The 17815-nt window shown below is 69.9% G+C and carries 18 protein-coding genes; 6 read left to right on the top strand and 12 right to left on the bottom strand.

Annotation, left to right across the window (positions count from 1 at the left end):
- Window positions 1–22: 22 nt before the first annotated feature.
- The 5 genes from ACQ7HM_RS10565 to ACQ7HM_RS10585 are packed head-to-tail and all read right to left on the bottom strand — an operon-like array spanning window position 23 to window position 3755.
- On the bottom strand, window positions 23–1507 hold the full coding sequence (locus ACQ7HM_RS10565) for a signal peptidase I (protein ID WP_434216211.1): 1485 nt from the start codon (window positions 1505–1507) through the stop codon (window positions 23–25).
- 1 nt (window position 1508) lies between these two features.
- Window positions 1509–2075, bottom strand: a complete 567-nt coding sequence (locus ACQ7HM_RS10570) for a SipW-dependent-type signal peptide-containing protein (RefSeq protein WP_434216212.1) — start codon at window positions 2073–2075, stop codon at window positions 1509–1511.
- A gap of 2 nt (window positions 2076–2077) precedes the next feature.
- On the bottom strand, window positions 2078–2653 hold the full coding sequence (locus ACQ7HM_RS10575; RefSeq protein ID WP_434216213.1) for a signal peptidase I: 576 nt from the start codon (window positions 2651–2653) through the stop codon (window positions 2078–2080).
- Entirely contained in the window at window positions 2650–3216 is a 567-nt protein-coding gene (locus ACQ7HM_RS10580) for a hypothetical protein (RefSeq protein WP_434216214.1), read from the bottom strand. The genes ACQ7HM_RS10575 and ACQ7HM_RS10580 overlap by 4 nt, the downstream gene beginning before the upstream one ends.
- A gap of 2 nt (window positions 3217–3218) precedes the next feature.
- Entirely contained in the window at window positions 3219–3755 is a 537-nt protein-coding gene (locus tag ACQ7HM_RS10585) for an alternate-type signal peptide domain-containing protein (protein ID WP_434216215.1), read from the bottom strand.
- Between the two features lie 348 nt (window positions 3756–4103).
- On the opposite strand from ACQ7HM_RS10585, the gene ACQ7HM_RS10590 reads away from it, so the two are divergent.
- The 3 genes from ACQ7HM_RS10590 to ACQ7HM_RS10600 all read left to right on the top strand — a co-directional run bounded on the left by ACQ7HM_RS10590 (window position 4104) and on the right by ACQ7HM_RS10600 (window position 7132).
- Complete coding sequence (locus ACQ7HM_RS10590; RefSeq protein ID WP_434216216.1) at window positions 4104–5084, top strand: isopenicillin N synthase family dioxygenase; 981 nt, start codon at window positions 4104–4106, stop codon at window positions 5082–5084.
- Window positions 5085–5215: 131 nt separating this feature from the next.
- The gene (locus ACQ7HM_RS10595; RefSeq protein WP_434216217.1) at window positions 5216–5524 is read left to right on the top strand and encodes a hypothetical protein; all 309 of its coding nucleotides are present in this window, start codon (window positions 5216–5218) and stop codon (window positions 5522–5524) included.
- Between the two features lie 6 nt (window positions 5525–5530).
- Complete coding sequence (locus ACQ7HM_RS10600) at window positions 5531–7132, top strand: alpha/beta hydrolase (RefSeq protein WP_434216218.1); 1602 nt, start codon at window positions 5531–5533, stop codon at window positions 7130–7132.
- 23 nt (window positions 7133–7155) lie between these two features.
- Here ACQ7HM_RS10600 and ACQ7HM_RS10605 read toward each other — a convergent pair whose 3' ends face one another.
- Both ACQ7HM_RS10605 and ACQ7HM_RS10610 read right to left on the bottom strand, forming a co-directional pair.
- Window positions 7156–7731, bottom strand: a complete 576-nt coding sequence (locus ACQ7HM_RS10605; RefSeq protein WP_434216219.1) for a GNAT family N-acetyltransferase — start codon at window positions 7729–7731, stop codon at window positions 7156–7158.
- Window positions 7732–7814: 83 nt separating this feature from the next.
- Window positions 7815–9131, bottom strand: a complete 1317-nt coding sequence (locus ACQ7HM_RS10610; RefSeq protein WP_434216220.1) for a uracil-xanthine permease family protein — start codon at window positions 9129–9131, stop codon at window positions 7815–7817.
- A gap of 85 nt (window positions 9132–9216) precedes the next feature.
- Between ACQ7HM_RS10610 and ACQ7HM_RS10615 the strand changes: the two genes are divergently transcribed.
- A complete protein-coding gene (locus tag ACQ7HM_RS10615; protein WP_434216221.1) occupies window positions 9217–9636 on the top strand; it encodes a nitroreductase/quinone reductase family protein in 420 nt (139 codons plus the stop codon).
- A gap of 10 nt (window positions 9637–9646) precedes the next feature.
- Here ACQ7HM_RS10615 and ACQ7HM_RS10620 read toward each other — a convergent pair whose 3' ends face one another.
- Entirely contained in the window at window positions 9647–10639 is a 993-nt protein-coding gene (locus tag ACQ7HM_RS10620) for an NAD-dependent epimerase/dehydratase family protein (protein WP_434216222.1), read from the bottom strand.
- A 76-nt stretch (window positions 10640–10715) separates the two neighbouring features.
- Here ACQ7HM_RS10620 and ACQ7HM_RS10625 point away from each other — a divergent pair, with 76 nt between their 5' ends.
- Window positions 10716–11429, top strand: coding sequence for an alpha/beta fold hydrolase (locus ACQ7HM_RS10625; protein ID WP_434216223.1), 714 nt, complete (start codon window positions 10716–10718; stop codon window positions 11427–11429).
- Window position 11430: 1 nt separating this feature from the next.
- Here ACQ7HM_RS10625 and kynU read toward each other — a convergent pair whose 3' ends face one another.
- From kynU to ACQ7HM_RS10645, 4 genes are all read right to left on the bottom strand, one after another.
- On the bottom strand, window positions 11431–12660 hold the full coding sequence (kynU, locus tag ACQ7HM_RS10630; RefSeq protein WP_434216224.1) for a kynureninase: 1230 nt from the start codon (window positions 12658–12660) through the stop codon (window positions 11431–11433).
- 94 nt (window positions 12661–12754) lie between these two features.
- Window positions 12755–13636 carry a ParA family protein gene (locus ACQ7HM_RS10635; RefSeq protein WP_434216225.1) on the bottom strand — a complete coding sequence of 294 codons (882 nt, stop codon included), beginning with the start codon at window positions 13634–13636 and terminating at the stop codon, window positions 12755–12757.
- A gap of 92 nt (window positions 13637–13728) precedes the next feature.
- Window positions 13729–14979, bottom strand: coding sequence for an FAD-binding domain-containing protein (locus tag ACQ7HM_RS10640; protein ID WP_434216226.1), 1251 nt, complete (start codon window positions 14977–14979; stop codon window positions 13729–13731).
- A 69-nt stretch (window positions 14980–15048) separates the two neighbouring features.
- Window positions 15049–16053, bottom strand: a complete 1005-nt coding sequence (locus tag ACQ7HM_RS10645; protein ID WP_434216227.1) for an aldo/keto reductase family protein — start codon at window positions 16051–16053, stop codon at window positions 15049–15051.
- A 195-nt stretch (window positions 16054–16248) separates the two neighbouring features.
- Here ACQ7HM_RS10645 and ACQ7HM_RS10650 point away from each other — a divergent pair, with 195 nt between their 5' ends.
- Complete coding sequence (locus ACQ7HM_RS10650) at window positions 16249–17790, top strand: WD40 repeat domain-containing protein (protein ID WP_434216228.1); 1542 nt, start codon at window positions 16249–16251, stop codon at window positions 17788–17790.
- Window positions 17791–17815: the final 25 nt, after the last annotated feature.

Here is a 17815-nt window from a genome sequence, read left to right on the forward strand (position 1 = left end):
ACTCGTCGACCGACGTGCGGCCTCAGCCGGCAGGGGCAGTGGTCGGTGCCGCGGCCGCCACGCTCCACACCCCGGCCACGCGCTTCAGCGTGGTCGTCGTCCCGTCGCGTGAGGTGACGCGCAGGGTGGTGTCGTCGACCCACGCCACCGACGCCGCCGACAGATCCGAGCGGTACTGCTCGGCCCCCGACGCGACGTCACGGATCACGACGACGCCGTCGGTGACCGATGCGGTGCTCGCACCATCCGGCGACGTGACCCCGGGCGCGGCCTGCGCGGTGGGCGTAGGTGACGGCGTGGCACCGGCGGGTGTGGACGTCGGCGCCGCGGTGGCTGATGTGGTCGACGAGGGCGTGCTCGTGGCAGAGCTCGGGACCGCCGTCTCCGACGAGGGCGACGCCGACGCCGAGGTGGATGGCACAGACGATGTGGTGGCGGGTGCGGCCTGGCGGGCGGCAACGGTGTTCTGTGACGGCGTACCGGAGCTCGAGCCGCAGATCACGCTGCCGAGGAGGACGGTGAGGTTGATGGTGACGCGGCCGGTGGACAGGAAATTGCCGACCTTGCTGCGCAATTCGACCGAGTAGGTGCCGAGCAGGCCCAGTCCGAGCGCTCCCCCGGTCGAGGTGCGGGACACGAGCAGACTCGCGGGATCCGTCGTGGACGCGGCCACCACGGTCGTGGTCGGGTTCCCACCGAGGAATGTCGGCGTGAAGATCAACTGGTAGTCGAAACCCTGGCTGGCTGCGGGGTTGGGCCACGACAATCGAGCGCTGCCCGAGACGTTCGCACACGACAGCGATGCGGGTGCCGTCGGCCGGATCGCCGACACGGTTCCCGACGCGGTGGCCGAATCGGTGAGCGCGGCGAGGGTGCCGCTTGTGCGCGCGTACCCGGTGACCGCCGCCGCGACCACCAGCAGGACGGCGACGGCCTGCACCGCGATGGTGCTGCGGCGCAACCCCGTCGGTGCCGGAGCCGCGTGACGGGCGTGGCGCCCCGACGCCGCAGTACCCGGCGCTCGCCGGTCGGGGCCGAAGGCGATCCACAGCAGCCCGAGGGTGGCCAGGGTCGCGAGCACCCAGGCGTAGGGACTGGCGAAAACACCGAGCACATACCCCAGTTTCGGGACGTCGAACAGCACGCGGTCGACCGAGGTCACCGTGTAGGGCGCGGCGTCGGCGACGTTGTTGGCGTCGCCGCGCAGGGTCATGGTGGTCGAATTGCCGACACGCGCATCGATCGACGCCACGCGGTGGGTGACGCGCTCTCCGTCGGGACGGGTCACGCTGACGATGTCGCCGACCGCGACCCCCGAAGCGGGGACCGACTGCGCGATGGCGACGTCGCCGACACCGATGGTCGGCGCCATCGAGCCGGTGCGGAACACCAACGGCGACAGACCGAACGCGACCCCGGCCACCGCGGCGAGCACGCAGAGCACGCCCGCGATCGCACCCAGGGTGAGGGCGGTCTCGGTGAGGTAGCGGCGAGTGCGGGGAGCCATGTCAGACACCTGCGGTCCCGGTGAAGGTGAGGGTGATGGTGCCCGACGTGCCGGCGAGGGTTGCCAGGGCGGTGATGGGCAGGTTGACCTGCACACAGAGTGTCTCGGCGCCGTTGGCTGCTGCGAGCGGTCCGCGTCCGGTGACGAACGTGGTCGGGGTCGCCGTGATCGCCGAGCCGGAGGTGAGTGCAGTCCCTGCACTGCAGACACCGTTGGACGCGGTCGCACCGGGGATCACGGTGAGCGTCATCCCCTTTCCGAGGGCATCGGCGCTGGCGACGGCGGCCGAATATCGCAGCGCCGTACTGCCGGAGTTGGAGACCGTGATGACCTTCGCCGCCGACTTCCCGGGCAACAGGCCGTTCGGCTCGAAAGCGATGTTCGCGCTCTTCGTGTTGTCGGCCAGGATCGAGATGGTGGCGGTGGTGAAGGTGCCGGATGTGGTGGTGACCGAGTTCGACCACAGCGCCAACGTCCCGACGACGCCGAGTCCCAGCACCATCCCCACCGACAGGACGGCCCGGAACCGTCGGCTGATGAACGCGAACCCGAGGGCTCGGAGACTCATGGTCATGACGTTTTCGTCGCGCGGCGCTCACGCATCGACCGCACGAATTGCCATGCCGCGTAGACGAACAGCACACCGGCGATCCCGTAGACGAGGATCTGGCGCGCCGAACCGGTGATCCAGTTGTTGACGTAGCCGAGGTACGGGATCGAGTACCACAGCTCGCCGCGAATCTGTGCTCGCTGCACCGGCCGTGCATCGGGCTTGTCGACGGCGTCGCCCTGTGTGGTGAAGATGCGGTTGCCCTGCTGGTCGAACGTCACCCCGACGATGCGATGGGTGATGACATCGGGCTCGCCCGAACGGATCTGGTAGGTGACCACGTCGCCGATGTCGAGAGCGGCCGGGTCGGCGGGGCGCACCACGATGAGGGTGCCCGGTGGGTACTTCGGCGTCATCGACGAGGTGAGAACGGTGTAGGGCTGTCCGCCGGCGACCTTCGGCACCACGATCGCGGCGAGGAGGATGCCGACCAGGAACAGCAGGGCCAGCCAGGTCACTGTCTGCCACAGCCACCACAGCGGTCCGGTGCGACGCTGATCGCGGGCGCTGCGGGACTCCTCGTGCACCGTGGTCATGGCCTCGTCTGTTCTGTTCCGAAGGTGAAAGCGATGGTGTAGGTGGACGACCCGGTGCCGGCGGCGACCGACTGCAGAACGCTGCGGACGCACCACGTCTCCGATGCGCCGCGCGCCAGCGACCTCCAGCTGCTCGTGGTCGCGACCGGTGTCGAGGTGGTGACAGGCGTGAACGCCGTGGCGCCGGTGAGCGCCCCGGCGCCGCAACTGCCACCGACTGCTCCCGACAGCGCGACCGTGGCCGCCGGACCCGAGGTCAGCACCGGCCCGGCCGTCGTGAGCCGGTACCGCAACGGCGTCGATCCGCCGTTGCTGATGACGAGCGGCGCCTGGGTCTGGTCACCGGTCAGGATGTTGCTGCCGTTGAGGGCCGGGAACTGGTAGGACGAGCCGGACCCACTCCCTGCGACAAGGGTCAGGGTGCCGGTGGTGGCGGTGGCCGATGCGGCGTTGGCACGGTCGGACCACAGGGCGCCGGTGGATCGCACCGTCGCGAGCGACAGTGCGACCACCAGGCCTGCGATGGCGACGACGACCAGCCGGGCGATACCCGACCGAGTCATCGTCAGGGACGGATCTGGTTCAGGCTCACCGTCATCCCCGACACGTTGACCGGGGTGTTCTGACTGGTGGTGCCGGTGACATCGGCGAACGCGACGGTGACCTTCACCTCGACCGTGCGCGGGGCGCCGGGGGTAATGGTGACGGCGGTGCCGCCGGTGGCCGCGGCGCCCGCCACGGTGGCGGTCGGGGTGAGGGTGACGCCGGTCGGCAGCGCGCCCGCGGTGCCCGGGCTGACCGTGACCTGAGCCTTCATGTTCTTACCGGTCGCCAGCGCGGTGTAGGTGGTCGTGTACTCCCAGGTGTCCTGCGGCACGAGGAAGTCGGTGACCGGGTTGACGGTGGTCCCGCCGACGATGCCGGTGGCCGACACATCCTTCCAGGTGGGGGTTCCCACCGCGGTGAGCTTGAGCTCACCGGTCGTCACGGTGCCATTGGCGCCCGTCGCGGTGTCGCTCCACAGCGCGTACGAACCGGCACCGCCGAGCAGGACGACGACGGCGGCACCGGCAGCGAGGGCACCTTTGGCATTGCGATTCATTTTCGACCTCTGGACAGTCAGGGGCTCCAGGCGGAGCCGGGTGATGGGTGACGAGCGCATGGGAGTCGTGAACCTCTGCCGCTTCGTCTGCACCAGGTGGACCGCCACTCACCCGGGTTCACAACAGTGAACTCGCAGTGGCCTCACATGAATCTCACGGGGATTGTCGCAAATGTCGGGCCGCCCGTTACACCTTTTTCAGAAACGTAATTTCCGGTTGGTCGCAGTGCCGTGAGCTGGCGTTTTCGTCCCTTCGCAGCTGTGGATCGGCCACGCCTTTCGGCGCAGTGCTGCGGGAAACCGGCCGTCGGCGGCGGTCCCCCTGCCACCCGACCTATCGTCGAGAACATGCTTCCGGTCATCTCCCTCGCCGACCTCGACACCGCCGACGGACGGCGACACCTGGCGCGGGTGAGCAGTGAGGTCGGGTTCTTCCATCTCGTCGACCACGGCGTCCCGGACTCGGCGATCGACCGCATCCGCGACACCGCGCGGGCGTTCTTCGCCCTGCCCGACGCCGAGAAGCAGTCGGTGGCGATGATCAACAGCCCGCACTTCCGGGGCTACAACCAGCTCGGCGGCGAGCTGACCAACGGGTCGGTCGACCGTCGCGAACAGATCGACATCGGCCCCGAGCGCACACCGCTCCCCGACGCCCGCGGCCCGTTGCGGCTGCAGGGACCGAACCAATGGCCGGCCGCGCTGCCCGAACTCCGCGAGGCCGTCGCCGCCTACGACACCGAGTTGGCGCGGGTGTCGCGGGAGCTGCTGTCGCGGTGGGCGGTCGCGCTCGGCGCCGAGGCCGATGCGTTCACCGAGGCGTTCGCCCTGCCCGCCACGCTGATCAAGCTCATCCGCTACCCCGCTCGCACCGACGACCGGGCCGTCGACGATCAGGGTGTCGGTGCGCACAAGGACTCCGGCGTGCTCACCATCCTGCTGCTGGAGAACGACTCTCGTGGGCTGCAGGTCGAACGCGCCGACGGCACGTGGATCGATGCGCCCGCCCTCGCGGGAGCCTTCATCGTCAACATCGGCGAGATGCTCGAGGTCGCCACCGACGGCTATCTGAAGGCGACACGACATCGCGTGCTCACCGCGCCGCATGCACCCGAACGCCTGTCGATCCCCTACTTCTTCGCCCCGTCGCTCGACGCGGTGATCCCCACCATCGGCGCCCCCGCCGGCGCGCAGGCCCCCGGCATCACCGCCGACCCGGCCAACCCGCTGTTCGCCACCTACGGCGAGAACACCTGGAAGAGCCGCACCCGCGCCCACCCCGACGTCTACCGGCGCTGGTATCCCGACGAGGCGTTCGCCGCCGACTGATCGGGTTTTCCCCAGATACCGCGACAGCCGTCGGCGTTGTGCACCGGCGGATCTCACCGCACTTCGCGGACACACCGGACAGTTACTTTCGGCCCACGCCGCAGACCGATCGGCGTGGGAAGGAGCGACCCGTGTCCGACGTGATGAGAGCCGATCTCGACGCCATCCGCGTGTTGTCGCAGAAGCAACGCGTCAGCGCGTCGTCGATCCGTGGACTCGACGCCGGAAACGCCTTCGCCGCAACGATCTCCGGTGTCGCCGGATCCGACGTGGCGGGTGTCTGCGCCCGCGCGGAGGCGGCCGTTGCGAAGGCCCTCGCCGAGGTGGCCGGCCGCGTCGACATCCTCGCGAGGGCGAACCGCGCCGCCGCGGACACCGTGGGCCTCGCCGACGACACCTACGCCGCCCGCATCCGCGCGACCCTGACCACGGAGCCGTAGGCGCCGGTGAGCAGCCCGACGGTGTCGCAGGTGCGCGCGTGGAGCACCCGGGGAATCGCCCTGTCCGACACGGCCGCACAGGTCGATGCGATGGTCGACGCTTTCGATGCCGTGATGAACGACCTGCTGCGCGACGTCGACGCGGTGTCGCAGAGTTGGCGGGGTGACGCCGCGCGGGCGTCGTCGGCACAGGCCGATGCCGAGAAGCAGTTCAGCAACCGTCTGGGGATCACGATCCTCGACATCACCGACGACCTCCACCGCGTCGGGCCCACGTTCGTCCACTCGTGTGAGGTGGCGCGCACACTGGCCGACTCGTTGATCGCCGACGGATACCTCGTCGCCGACACCGGCGCGGTGACCCCACCCGCCGACGCGCGTCCGGGCCACCCCGTCGACGTCCCGGCCGGTGCCTCGCAGACGGTCGCGGCGACCATCGCCGCCACGAACGCCGCTGTGCACCACCAGGACCTGATGGCCGCGCTCGCCGCGGCCGGTCGGGCCGACGCCGATCTCGCCCGTCAGATCGACTCGACCCTGACCGCGCTCGGTCAGGCCGCCGACCGCGCGACCACCTCGGTGCCGGTGCGACCGGAGGTGTCGGCGATCGTCGACCGGCGGGCGTCGTTGCCGTCGGACCCGAAAGCGCTCAACACCTTCTGGGACACCCTCACCGCGAACGAGAAGGCGGCGCTGTGGAACGCGGACCGGTCGGTCGGCAATCGAGACGGGGTGCCCGCGGCCGATCGTGACCACTTCAACCGCCGACATCTCGCCGAGATGCAGATCGACGCGCGGACCGGGTCGGACACCAGGTTTCGCGCGCTCATGACACTCGAGAGGGCGCTCCAGGACCCGACCGGCTCGAATCCGCGCTTCCTGCTGCAGGTCGATGACCGGGGCCGCGGCGCGGTGGCGGTCAACAACCCCGACACCGCGGCGAACGTGACCACCTACGTCCCGGGTACGGGCTCCGACCTGGGCACCATCGGCGGCGGTGTCGACCGTGCGCAGACCATGGTGGGTGCCGCCGAACGGGCGGATCCGCGAGCGGCGACCTCGGTGGTGGCCTGGTACGGCTATCACGCACCGCGCGGGCTCGCCGCCGCCGCCGGACCGGCCTCGGCCGCCGGCGCGGTCGAATCCCTCGACCGCTTCCAGGACGGATTGCGCGCGACCCACGAGGGCGCCTCGCGCTCGCACAACACCGTTCTCGGCCACAGCTACGGCACGGTGGTGGTGGGTGAGGCCGCCTCGGAGGGGCACACCCTGAATGCCGACGATCTGGTGTTCCTCGCGAGCCCGGGCATCGGCGGGCCGAACTCCCCCGACGACCTGTCGCTGACCGGGGTCGCGCCGTCGGACATGGCGCAGCACGTCTACGCGAGCACCTCGACCACCGACCTGATCGGACTCACCGAGGGCATCCACGGCATCAGCCCGAACAATCCCGTGTTCGGTGCCCAGCGCTTCACCTCCGACCACAGCAACCATCCCCGCCTGGGTGATCACAGCGCCTACTGGGACATCCACCCCGATGGCCGCCAGAACCGGGCGCTGACCAACATGGCACTGATCATGACCGGGCGCGGAGACGAGACCGGGTGACGTCACGGAGATGCGTGCCGCCGTCAGGTGAGGTCGCGGCGCATGATCAGCCGCGGCATCTTCGAGGCCACCGCGTCGGTCTCACCGATCACCTCGAACCCGGCCGCGACGAACATCTTTCGCGTACCGACGAAGGCCATCGTGGTGTCCATGCGACCGGGCGGGTCGACCGGATACGCCTCGACGGCCGGGGCGCCCGCGGTGCGCGCGTACTCCACCGCACCGGCGATCACCTGACCCGACACACCCTGCTTGCGGTGACCGCCGCGGACCACCACGCACACGATGCTCCACACCGCGACGTCGTCGACGGGACGGATGAGCTTGCTCCCGGTCAGCCGCGTGGTCTCCGATCGCGGCCCGATGTTGCACCAGCCCACGGGTATCCCGTCGCGGTAGGCCACGACGCCGGGCGGGTGGTCGCGTTCGGCAAGTCGACGCATGGCCTGCTCGCGACTGCCCTCGCCGAGCTCCTCGATCTCTCGCAGACGAAGTCGGTGCGACAGACACCAGCAGTGGTTGGCCCGGCGGTTCGGGTTGATCACGTCGGCGAAGTCCTCGAAACGATCGGGCGTGACCGGGTGCGTCTCCGATGTCATGCGTCCAGGATCGGTGATGCCGCTACGCCGGTCGAGTGGTTTCGAGCATTCGGGGTGAGTAGATCTTCGCGCTGCTGTCCGGTCTACTGGGCGCGCTCTGAGGTGGCCGGTTCACCGGGCGCGTCGTCCACGACGACCGTTCCCCTCCACCCGCCGATGATGCGCATGGCGTGGAAGATGACGAGTGCGGCGACGGCGCCGAGGGCGATGCCGCCGAAGCTGAGATCGCCGATGGTCCAGCTGAAGTCGGCGATGCCGATGACCAGCGGGATGGCCGCGGTGAACTGGTTGATCGGCTTGGAGAAGTCGACGCGGTTGCTGACCCAGATGTTGACACCGAGGATCCCGACGAGGCCGTAGAGCGCGGTGGTGACACCACCCAGCACGCCCGGCGGGATCGATGCGATCACCGCGCCCACCTTCGGCGACAAGCCCAGCAGCACCGCCGCGATGCCGGCGACCCAGTAGGCGGCCGTCGAGTAGACCTTCGTCGCGGCCATCACGCCGATGTTCTCGGCGTAGGTGGTGGTCGCCGAACCACCGCCGCTGCCGGCGAGGACGGTGGCGATGCCGTCGGCGGCGAGCGCGCGACCGATCTGCTTGTCGTAGTCGACGCCGGTCATCGTCTGGATCGACTTGACGTGCCCGATGTTCTCGACGACGAGCACCAACACCACCGGGATGAACAGCGGTAGCACCGACAGATGCAGTGTGGGGGTGGTGAAGTCGGGGAATCCGACCCAGCTCGCCGCCCCGATCGCGTCGGTCTCGACCTTGCCGCGCGCCAGGGCGAGCAGATAGCCGAGGACCACGCACGCGAAGATCGCGAGGCGCCCGATCAGGCCCTTGAACAGCACCAGCACCGCGATCAGCAGGACCAACACGACGGTCGCGAAGAGCGCATCCTTCTCGTAGTTCGTCTTGGCGGTGGGCGCCAGGTTGAGGCCGATGACCGCGACGATGGTGCCGGTGATGATCGGCGGCATCAGCATCTCGATCCACCGGATGCCCGCGACGTGCACGACGACGCCGATGACGATCAGCAGCAGTCCGACCATCACCAGGCCGCCGAGCGCGGATCCCTGGCCGTCGGATGCCGTCGCCGCGGTGACCGGCGCGATGATCGCGAAGCTCGACCCGAGGTAGCTCGGCAGCCGGTTGCGGGTGATGAGCAGGAACAGGATCGTGCCGATGCCGGAGAAGAGCAGGGTGGTCGCCGGCGGGAACCCGGTCAGCACCGGGACCAGGAAGGTGGCACCGAACATCGCGACCACGTGCTGCAGGCCGATGCTGACGGTGCGCGGCCAGGTCAGCCGGTCTCCGGGGGCGACGACGGCGTCGGTGCCCTCGACCTTGGTCCAGCGGAAGGCCGATGCGAACGAGGGGTCTGAATCTGGCATGTCGATCAGTGTGAGCCATCGATCGGTCATCCGCGCGTGAAGCGATCGCCCACCTGCGGGCACCGTCCCTTGTCATGATGAGCCCATGACCGACTTCAACGAGATGATCATCAACGAGTTCCGCTCGAACAACGGCCACGTCGAGACCGCAGGCTTCGGCGACAACCTCGTGGTCCTGCACTCCATCGGCGCCAAGTCCGGCGACATCCGACTCAACCCGCTGTTCGCGCTGAGCGAGGACGACAGCTGGCTCATCGTCGGTTCGGCGGCCGGCGCCGTGAAGCACCCGGCGTGGGTGCACAACCTGCGGGCCAACCCGCGGATCGAGATGGAGATCCCGGACGACGGGAAGGTTGCCACCATCACCGTCGACGTCACCGAGGTCCCCGACAGCGAATGGGACGCCGACTGGAAGAAGTTCACCGACGCCTCACCGGGTTTCGGTGAATACACGAAGACCGCGGAGGGCCGGAAGTTCCCGATCTTTCGCATCACCCGCGCCTGAGGCGCCTCGCCTACTCCTGCGACTTGCGGGCGTAGGCGAGCGCCTCGAGGGTGTCCTTCGCCGAGAATTGCGGGGTCCAGCCGAGGACGTCGCGGGCCTTGCTGGTGTCCATGACGACCGAGGTGCGGCCGATGTGGATCCATTCGAAGAACGACGGCATGAACGGCAGGCGCTTGACCGCCTCGGCCGCCATCTTCACCGCCGACGACGGCACCGGGACCGGTCGGCCGCCGAGTGCGTCGACGATCTCGGTGAGACTGACCGTGCCGTCACCGGCGATGTTGTAGGCGCCTGCGGGCGCGTCGGTGGTGGCGCTCAACGCGATCGCTGCGGCCACGTCGTCATGGTGCACCAGCTGCACCGGTACGCCGTGGTCGGGGAACGGGACCTTCAGTCCGGGGACGGCGTTGATCGCCGACGTCGCGATACCCGGCAACATGTTCCACGGCATCGCGTTGGCCAGCGCGGGGGCCTTCGGGCCGGCGACGATACAGGGCCGCAGCATGAACAGCTCGAGGTCGGTGCCCGCGACGAGATCGGCGATCGCCTCCTCGCACTGCGCCTTCTGCGCCGAGTAGTAGTGCTCCTTCGTGCCGCGGATCGGGGTGTCCTCGGTGAGCGGCAACGGGTTGTCGGCGTGATAGCCGTACGCGGCGACCGACGACGTGTAGACCATCCGCTTCGGGCGCTTCGCATCGATGGTCGCCGAGAACACGGTGCGGGTGCCTGCGAGGTTGATGCGCTCGGCTTCCTCACGCGAACCGATGACGATGAACGCCAGATGGATCACGACGTCGGCGTCGGAGACGAGATCGTCGACGGCGTCGCGATCGAGGATGTCACCCTGGCGGTACTCGGTTTTCGTCCATCCGTGCTCGGCCGGGTCGAACGGTCGACGCGCCATCCCCAGGATCCGGTCGACCTTCGGATCGGCCTCCAGAGCCGTCACCGCCGAGATACCGATCTCCCCGGTCGGGCCGGTCACCGCAATCGTCAGTCCCATGGGCCCATCGTGGCACGGATGCCCCGGGGGCCCGGTGGAGTTCGGCCGATGACCCGCCTCGGGCACACTCGAATCCATGAGCACCGATGTCACCGCGAGCACCGTCACCTACGGCGACCACGCCGACCAGCACATCGCCGTCCGCAGGCCCTCGGCCGATCCGCGCTGGACCGCGGTGCTGATCCACGGCGGCTACTGGCGTACGAAGTACCGGCTCGATCTGATGGACCCGTTGGCCGACGCGCTCGCCGACACCGGGGTGGCCGTGTGGAACATCGAGTACCGCCGACCCGACGAACACGGCTGGGCGGCGACCACCGCTGATGTCGCGGCCGCGGTGGCGGCGGTCGACGCCGACGGACCGGTCGCGGTGATCGGCCACTCCGCCGGCGGGCAACTCGCGTTGCGCGTCGCCGCCGACACCGATCGGCCGGTGCTCGCGGTGTCGCTGGCCGGGGTCATCGATCTCGCGACCGCCGACGAGCGGCGGATGGGTGACGGGGCGGTGGAGAACGCGCTGGGCCATCGGTTCGATCCGGACTCACCCGACGACGTGGCGTCGTCGCCCCGGCACCGACTGCCGCTGGGCGTGCCGCAGGTGATCGCGTGCGGCACCGACGACGACCCGAACCTGATCGACATCAGCGCCGACTACGCACAGGCGGCGGCCGCGGCCGGCGACGAGGTGGCCACCGTCACCGCTCCCGGCGACCACTTCGCGATCATCGACCCGTCCGACCGCCTGTGGGCGGCCACGCTCGCCGCGATCGAACGGGCGCTGCCGCTGTAGGTCAGCCGACCATTTCGGTCTCGATGGCGTCGATGCCGACGGCGACCTCCGCGAACGACGTCGACAGCGGGCTGAGCCCGAGGCGAATCCCGCTGGGGCGCCGGAAGTCCGGGATGATGCCGCGTTCCCAGAGGCGGGCGGTGATGCGTCGCGACTCAGGGTGGTCGATCGTGATGTGGCCGCCGCGACGGTCGGGGTCGCGAGGCGTGGCGAGGGTGACGCCGTACCGGGCGAGGCGGTCGTCGACGAGGTCGATCGCGAACGCGGTGAGGGCCGCGGACTTCTCGCGGATCGAGTCGACCCCCGCCTCGTCGATGAGGTCGAGCATGTCGACCATCGGCTGCATGGCGACGATGGGCGGCGTACCGCTGAGCAGCCGTCGAACACCCTGCGCGGCAACGTAACCCTGCCCCATCTCGAAGGCCTCGGCCGCACCCATCCACCCCTGGATCGGCTGGGTGATCGCATCGAGGTGTCGTGCGGCGACGTAGGCGAACGCCGGTGACCCGGGCCCGCCGTTGAGGTACTTGTAGGTGCAGCCGACGGCGAGGTCGACGCCCCACGCGTCGAGGCGGACCGGCAGCGCACCGGCGGAATGACACACGTCGAGCAGGACGAGCGCGCCGTGGCCGTGTGCGGCGTCGGTGATCGCCGCGGCGTCGAGCAGGTGTCCTGAGCGGTAGGCGACGTGACTGACGAGCACGAGCGCGGTGCGGTCGCCGAGCACAGGTTCCAGGAGGTCGACGGTCACGCCCGAATCGGGCGCCGGGTCGATCCAGCGCAGGGTCGCGCCGGTCTCGGCGGCGATGCCCTCGGCGAGATACCGGTCGGTCGGGAAGTTGCCGCGGTCGACGACGATGTCGGTGCGGCCGGGCCGCAGCGCGAGGGCCGCGCGGATCAGCTTGTAGAGCAGGACGGTGGTGGAGTCGGCGACCACGGTCTGGCCCGCCGCGGCACCGAGGGTGAGGGCACCGACACGATCACCGAGGGTGAGCGGCACCTCGAACCAGCCCTCGTCCCACCCGCGGATCAGCCGATCGCCCCACTGGTCGTCGACGAACGCGCGCATCCGTTCCGCGGTCACGCGCGTCGGGCGGCCCAGCGAGTTGCCGTCGAGGTAGGCCTGCACACCGGAACCGGCGACGAACCGGTCGACATACGTCCGCAACGGGTCGGCGGCGTCGAGGGCGGCGGCCCGATCGTGCGCGGCCGTCGGTGATGAGGTGCCCACTCGACGAGGCTACGTGCCCGACCGGCGGGAACTACGGCCCAACCGACGCGAATATCGGCCCAACTGGCGGGAACAACGGCCCAACTGGCGGGAACTACGGCCCACCTGGCGGGGTGGGGCGGGGTGGGAGTTTGGCGGAGGCCTCGATGAGGACGGTGCCGGCGAGTGCGCGGAACTGGTCGAACTGGGGACGGCCGTACTTCGCGCGCAGCGTCGGGTACTCGCCGAAGGCGGCTGCGGCGGCGATCGCGTTGGCCTCACCGAGGTAGCCGGGCAGCACGTTCTGGATCGACGGGTCGCGCCGTAGCCTCGTCACCGTCTCGCGGTGGACCGCGGAGTTCGCCTTGTACTTCGTGATCACGACACCGAGTTCGACGAGGCGCCGCCCGATCTCGTCACCGAAACTGCCGATGTAGGTCTGGATCTGCGGGATGCCGTACGTGGACAACACATCCGGGATGGTAGGGATGAGGTAGGCGTCGGCCATCGCGAGGCCGTTGAGGGTGATCGGACCCATGTTGGGCGGGCAGTCGATGAGCACGACGTCGTAGTCACCGATGATGGGCGCCAACGCATCCCGCAGTGCCGACACCCCGGCGAGGGTGTCGTCGGTGCGCACCCGCATCGCGCTGACCTCCTCGGTCACCTCGATGAGATCGAGCGACGACGGGATGAGGTCGATGCCGCCGACACCGCGGACCGTCGACACGTCCTGCTGGCGGGTGTCCTCGAGCGAGAACTCCGCGGTGCCGTCGACGGCGTCGGCGAACAGGGTCGCCAGCGTGTGCCCGGCCGCGTTCAACGTGAGCCACCGCGCGTCGCCGAGGAACATGGTGGTGAGGTTGATCTGCGAGTCGAGATCGACGAGCAGCACGCTGCGACCGAACTCGCCGGCGAGGAACTCCGCGAGTCCGGCGGTGACGGTCGTCTTGCCGACGCCGCCCTTGAGACTGATCGTCGCGATCACCGCGGTCACGCACGCACCTCCGCCGGGGTCGGTGTCCGCGAGGCTCGCATACCGATGAGACTAGGGAGACCGGCGCCGCCACGGCGACCGATGCGCGGATTTCAGCGCGGGGTGCCGACCGCCTTGCGCCATGCGCTGAACGACCGGACCGGCGCCCGGCGGGGCGTGACCAGCCACGGCCAGGGGTGCAGTTCGGTGGGGACGACCTGCGCGGAGATCCGACCGAAGCCGGGCACCGGCGCCCACGTCGCGGCCAGCGACCGGCCGTCGAGTTCGTCGGCGACCACACCGCGCCGCACCTCTACCTCGCGACCGGCGGCGATGTCGCCGAGGCATTCGGCGAGGAACACCAGTCGCTTGCCGGACAACCGCAGCTTCCGCAGCAGGGGGTCGTCGAACACGAACACCGCGGGCCGGTCGGGATCGGCGGCGAGGGCCGGGTCGTTGTGTCCCAACGATTCCGCGGTCAGCCAGACCTGGTCGCCGCTCCCGCCGTCGACCTCGGTGGGTCCGGTGGGGATGTCGGAGGCGCCGAGGTACGGCCCGTCGAGCGGTGCGCCGTGATCGCTCGGCGGCCAGTCCTCGATGGGGCAGTCGGCGTTCAGCGCGCATTCCTTGCACAGCGACGGTGACCGTTTCTGCACCTGCCAGCGACTGAAACCGTAGGGCTTGCCCGAACCGGTCCCGACCGTCCACTGCCAGCCCAGCCGGTTGGCCGCGCGCGACCCGTCGAGCAGGTGGGCGAACATCTCGTCCTCACCCTCGCGCCACGTCGCGCCGACACGCACCGCCCACTGCGACGCCATCCACATGCGGGTCTGGTTGACCAGCCAGCCGTCGCCGTGGAGTTCGTCCAGCGTCGCCGACATGCAGTTCATCTCGGTGGGCCAGGGGTCGCCGCCGAACGGACGGTCCTCGGGCGACACCGGGCGACGCGGTTGTTCGTAGCGCAGCGACTCCCCCAGCTCCGTGCCGACGCGGGCGTAGAGATGCCGGGCGTACTCCTGCCACAGCAGCTCGTCGCGATACTTGCTCTTGTCGCGGCCCGGTGCGTCGGACACCGCGTCCCACACCTCCCGCAGCGACAGCAGCCCGTGGCGGATGTAGGGCGACATGCGGCTCGCTCCGCGACGCCCCACCGGCAGGACGGTGTTGCGGTCGCGTGCGTAGCCGGTGATGTCGAGCGACGCCAACGCCACATCGGCCGCGGTCTGTCCACCGGTGAACGCACCCGCCGCGATGTCGGCCGGGTCCTCGCGGGCCAGATCACCGAGATGCTCGGCGACCCAGGCGACCGTCGCGCTGTGGTCATCGGTCCCCGACGGCGCCGGCGGGGTCGGTATCAGGGCCATGTCCTCGACAGTAGCCACGGCCGCCGACACTCCCTCCGCGACGAACGCCGCCGATGCGGTCGGCCGCCCTCAGACGAGGCGCGTCTCGGGACTCTTCGTCAGCGATGCGTCGCGGATGATGCTGCCCGACAACGCCTCGTCGATCTTGGCGAGCACATCGGCGTCGAGGGTGACCTCGGATGCCTTCACGTTCTCACTGATCTGCTCGGGCCGCGAGGCGCCGACGAGGGCGGCGGCGACGTTGTCGTTGGCCAACACCCACGCGACGGCGAGCTGCGCCATCGTGATCCCGAGGTCGGCGGCGATCGGTTCGAGCTTCGCGACGTCGGTGAGGACCGAGTCGTCGAGGTAGCGCTTGATCATCTCGTCGCCACCCTTGTCGTCGGTGGCGCGCGACCCCGCGGGCGGCGCCTGCCCCGGCTTGTACTTGCCGGTGAGCACGCCCTGGGCGATCGGCGACCACACGATCTGCGAGATGCCGAGCTCCTCGGATGTCGGCACCACCTTCTCCTCGATGACCCGCCACAGCGCCGAGTACTGCGGCTGGTTGGAGATGATCGAGAACCCGGCCTCGCCGGCGAGACGCTGGCCGTCACGCAGTTGCTCGGCGGTCCACTCCGACACCCCGATGTAGAGGGCCTTGCCCGAGCGCACGACGTCGGCGAACGCGGTGATGGTCTCCTCGAGCGGCGTCTCGTGGTCGTAGCGATGCGCCTGGTACAGGTCAACGTAGTCGGTGCCGAGACGCTTCAGCGAGGCATTGATGCCCTCGGAGATGTGCTTGCGCGACAGCCCTGTGTCATTGGGGCCGCGCTCACCGACCGGGAAGTAGACCTTGGTGAAGATCTCGAGTCCCTCGCGACGCTCGCCGGCCAGGGCCTGCCCCAGCACGGTCTCGGCGGCGCCGTTGGCGTAGACGTCGGCGGTGTCGAAGGTGGTGATGCCGGCGTCGAGCGCGGCGCGCACGCACTTCTCGGCGATGTCGTTCTCCACCTGCGAGCCGTGGGTCAACCAGTTGCCGTAGGTGATCTCGGAGATCTTCAGGCCACTGTTGCCCAGGTACCGATACGCCATCGCTCCACACGCTCCTCGTCGTCGTGAACACCGGTCGATCTGACACGGGTTCGCCGTCGCCGCAGCTCACACCGCGACGCCCACACGACTGTAGGCGCGGGCTCCGCCGATTCCGGGCCCATCGGTGTGACCTGCGACTCTTACAGAAAACTTGCACTCGTTCGCCACCCTGCTCGGAGAGAGCGAGGTGGGGCGATGAATCAGCGGGAGATGCAGGACAGCGCGGTCGGCGCGGACCGATCCGCGGACCGGGGTGAGCGGGCGGAGGCCGCGCGCGCCGCGACGCTGCGGTGGGCGGGGCGTGCGTTGCGGGTGGGCGGTCCGCTGATCGCGGGCGGTGCGACGATCAGCGGGAACCTCTACGTCGACGACACCGACCCCGTGTCGGTGCGGCACCGGATGACGGTGCTGCCGCGACTCGGCCGGGCGACGGTGATCGGGGCGACGGAGTTCCGCTACGTCCCGACGCGCGCGGCGATCCGGGCCGCCGCGACCGGCGGACCCACCCACGACACCTTCGTGGTGACCGGCACCGAACCGAGCGGGACCACCCGCCGGATCGCGGTGGTGGTGCCCGTCGGCACCGGGACGCGCGAGCCGCAGGTGGCGACGAGCGCCAACACCGTCACCACGGCGACGATCCCCCTGCCGCACACCCCGGGCGCCCTGGCGATGAGCCCCGACGGCGAACGGCTCTACGCGGTCTCGCCCGAGGCCGCCGTCGTCTCGGTGATCGACGTGATGTCGAGCCGTGTCGTCGAGACGTTCGACCTCACCGGGCCGGCCGCGGCCCTCGTCGTCGACACCCACCGACCGCGGATCTACGCGGCGATCGCGGGCAGCAACTGCGTCGACGTGGTCGACACGGCCACCGGGGAGATCCTCGACTCGCTGTGGATCGACGCGCCGATGCGCCTGGCGTTGTCGACGGACGGGACGCGGCTGGTCGTCGCGACCCGCGGCGGGGAGATCGAGGTCATCGACACCGCGACCATCCGCACGCTGGTGAACCTCGACGATCTCGGGACGGTGTGCGGCGTGCTGCTCTCGCCCGACGACTCCCGGCTGCACGTGGTCACCGAGGACGCCTCGGCGTGCGCCGTACAGCTCGTCGAGTCGCCGACGCACGCACCGCTGCCCACCCACCGCTTCACCGCGCGCGGGGTGATCGGCGGCGTCGCGATGTCGGCCGACGGTCGTCGCCTCGCGCTCCTCGACGCCGGCGCCCACGGACACGGCGACTGCCTGATCGTCCTCGACGCCGCGACGCTCATGACGGTGCACACCGTCTCCCTCGCACCCGGCCACAGCGCCCCGATGTTCGCCGCCGACGGCCGCTCGGTGGTCGCGGTCAACTCTCTCGACGAGACCGTCACGGTCGTGGACGTCGACGGCGAGCGATCCGGCGCGGTGACGGTCCGCGCCGGTGCCCGACCGCGATGCGTCGTCGTCGCACCCGACGGCGACACCGTCTACTGCGCGGGCGCCGACGGCGTGACGGTGCTGTCGCGGACGGTGACCGGCACCGTGCTCGGCGGACTCCTCGACTCCGGCGTCCACCACGAACTCCGGCGCCCGCCACGGCACGGCACGGTGTCGGTGTGCGAGGACGGTTCGTTCGTCTACACCGCCGACGGACCGTTCGTCACCGATGATCGTTTCGCGGTCCGCATCGACGACCTCTACGAGCGCAACGCACCCGTCGACGCCGACGTGATCGTGGTGGGAATCCGCTGAGCCACCGGTCGGCGCCCGCTGCGCC

The organism is Williamsia sp. MIQD14, assembly GCF_051025635.1.
Classification (GTDB): domain Bacteria; phylum Actinomycetota; class Actinomycetes; order Mycobacteriales; family Mycobacteriaceae; genus Williamsia_A.

Bases quoted from the DNA above. Each gene is read 5' to 3' on its own strand.
- ACQ7HM_RS10565 (WP_434216211.1), bottom strand. From the start codon at position 1,507: ATGGCTCCCCGCACTCGCCGCTACCTCACCGAGACCGCCCTCACCCTG.
- ACQ7HM_RS10570 (WP_434216212.1), bottom strand. From the start codon at position 2,075: ATGAGTCTCCGAGCCCTCGGGTTCGCGTTCATCAGCCGACGGTTCCGG.
- ACQ7HM_RS10575 (WP_434216213.1), bottom strand. From the start codon at position 2,653: ATGACCACGGTGCACGAGGAGTCCCGCAGCGCCCGCGATCAGCGTCGC.
- ACQ7HM_RS10580 (WP_434216214.1), bottom strand. From the start codon at position 3,216: ATGACTCGGTCGGGTATCGCCCGGCTGGTCGTCGTCGCCATCGCAGGC.
- ACQ7HM_RS10585 (WP_434216215.1), bottom strand. From the start codon at position 3,755: ATGAATCGCAATGCCAAAGGTGCCCTCGCTGCCGGTGCCGCCGTCGTC.
- ACQ7HM_RS10590 (WP_434216216.1), top strand. From the start codon at position 4,104: ATGCTTCCGGTCATCTCCCTCGCCGACCTCGACACCGCCGACGGACGG.
- ACQ7HM_RS10605 (WP_434216219.1), bottom strand. From the start codon at position 7,731: ATGACATCGGAGACGCACCCGGTCACGCCCGATCGTTTCGAGGACTTC.
- ACQ7HM_RS10610 (WP_434216220.1), bottom strand. From the start codon at position 9,131: ATGCCAGATTCAGACCCCTCGTTCGCATCGGCCTTCCGCTGGACCAAG.
- ACQ7HM_RS10615 (WP_434216221.1), top strand. From the start codon at position 9,217: ATGACCGACTTCAACGAGATGATCATCAACGAGTTCCGCTCGAACAAC.
- ACQ7HM_RS10620 (WP_434216222.1), bottom strand. From the start codon at position 10,639: ATGGGACTGACGATTGCGGTGACCGGCCCGACCGGGGAGATCGGTATC.
- ACQ7HM_RS10625 (WP_434216223.1), top strand. From the start codon at position 10,716: ATGAGCACCGATGTCACCGCGAGCACCGTCACCTACGGCGACCACGCC.
- ACQ7HM_RS10640 (WP_434216226.1), bottom strand. From the start codon at position 14,979: ATGGCCCTGATACCGACCCCGCCGGCGCCGTCGGGGACCGATGACCAC.
- ACQ7HM_RS10645 (WP_434216227.1), bottom strand. From the start codon at position 16,053: ATGGCGTATCGGTACCTGGGCAACAGTGGCCTGAAGATCTCCGAGATC.
- ACQ7HM_RS10650 (WP_434216228.1), top strand. From the start codon at position 16,249: ATGAATCAGCGGGAGATGCAGGACAGCGCGGTCGGCGCGGACCGATCC.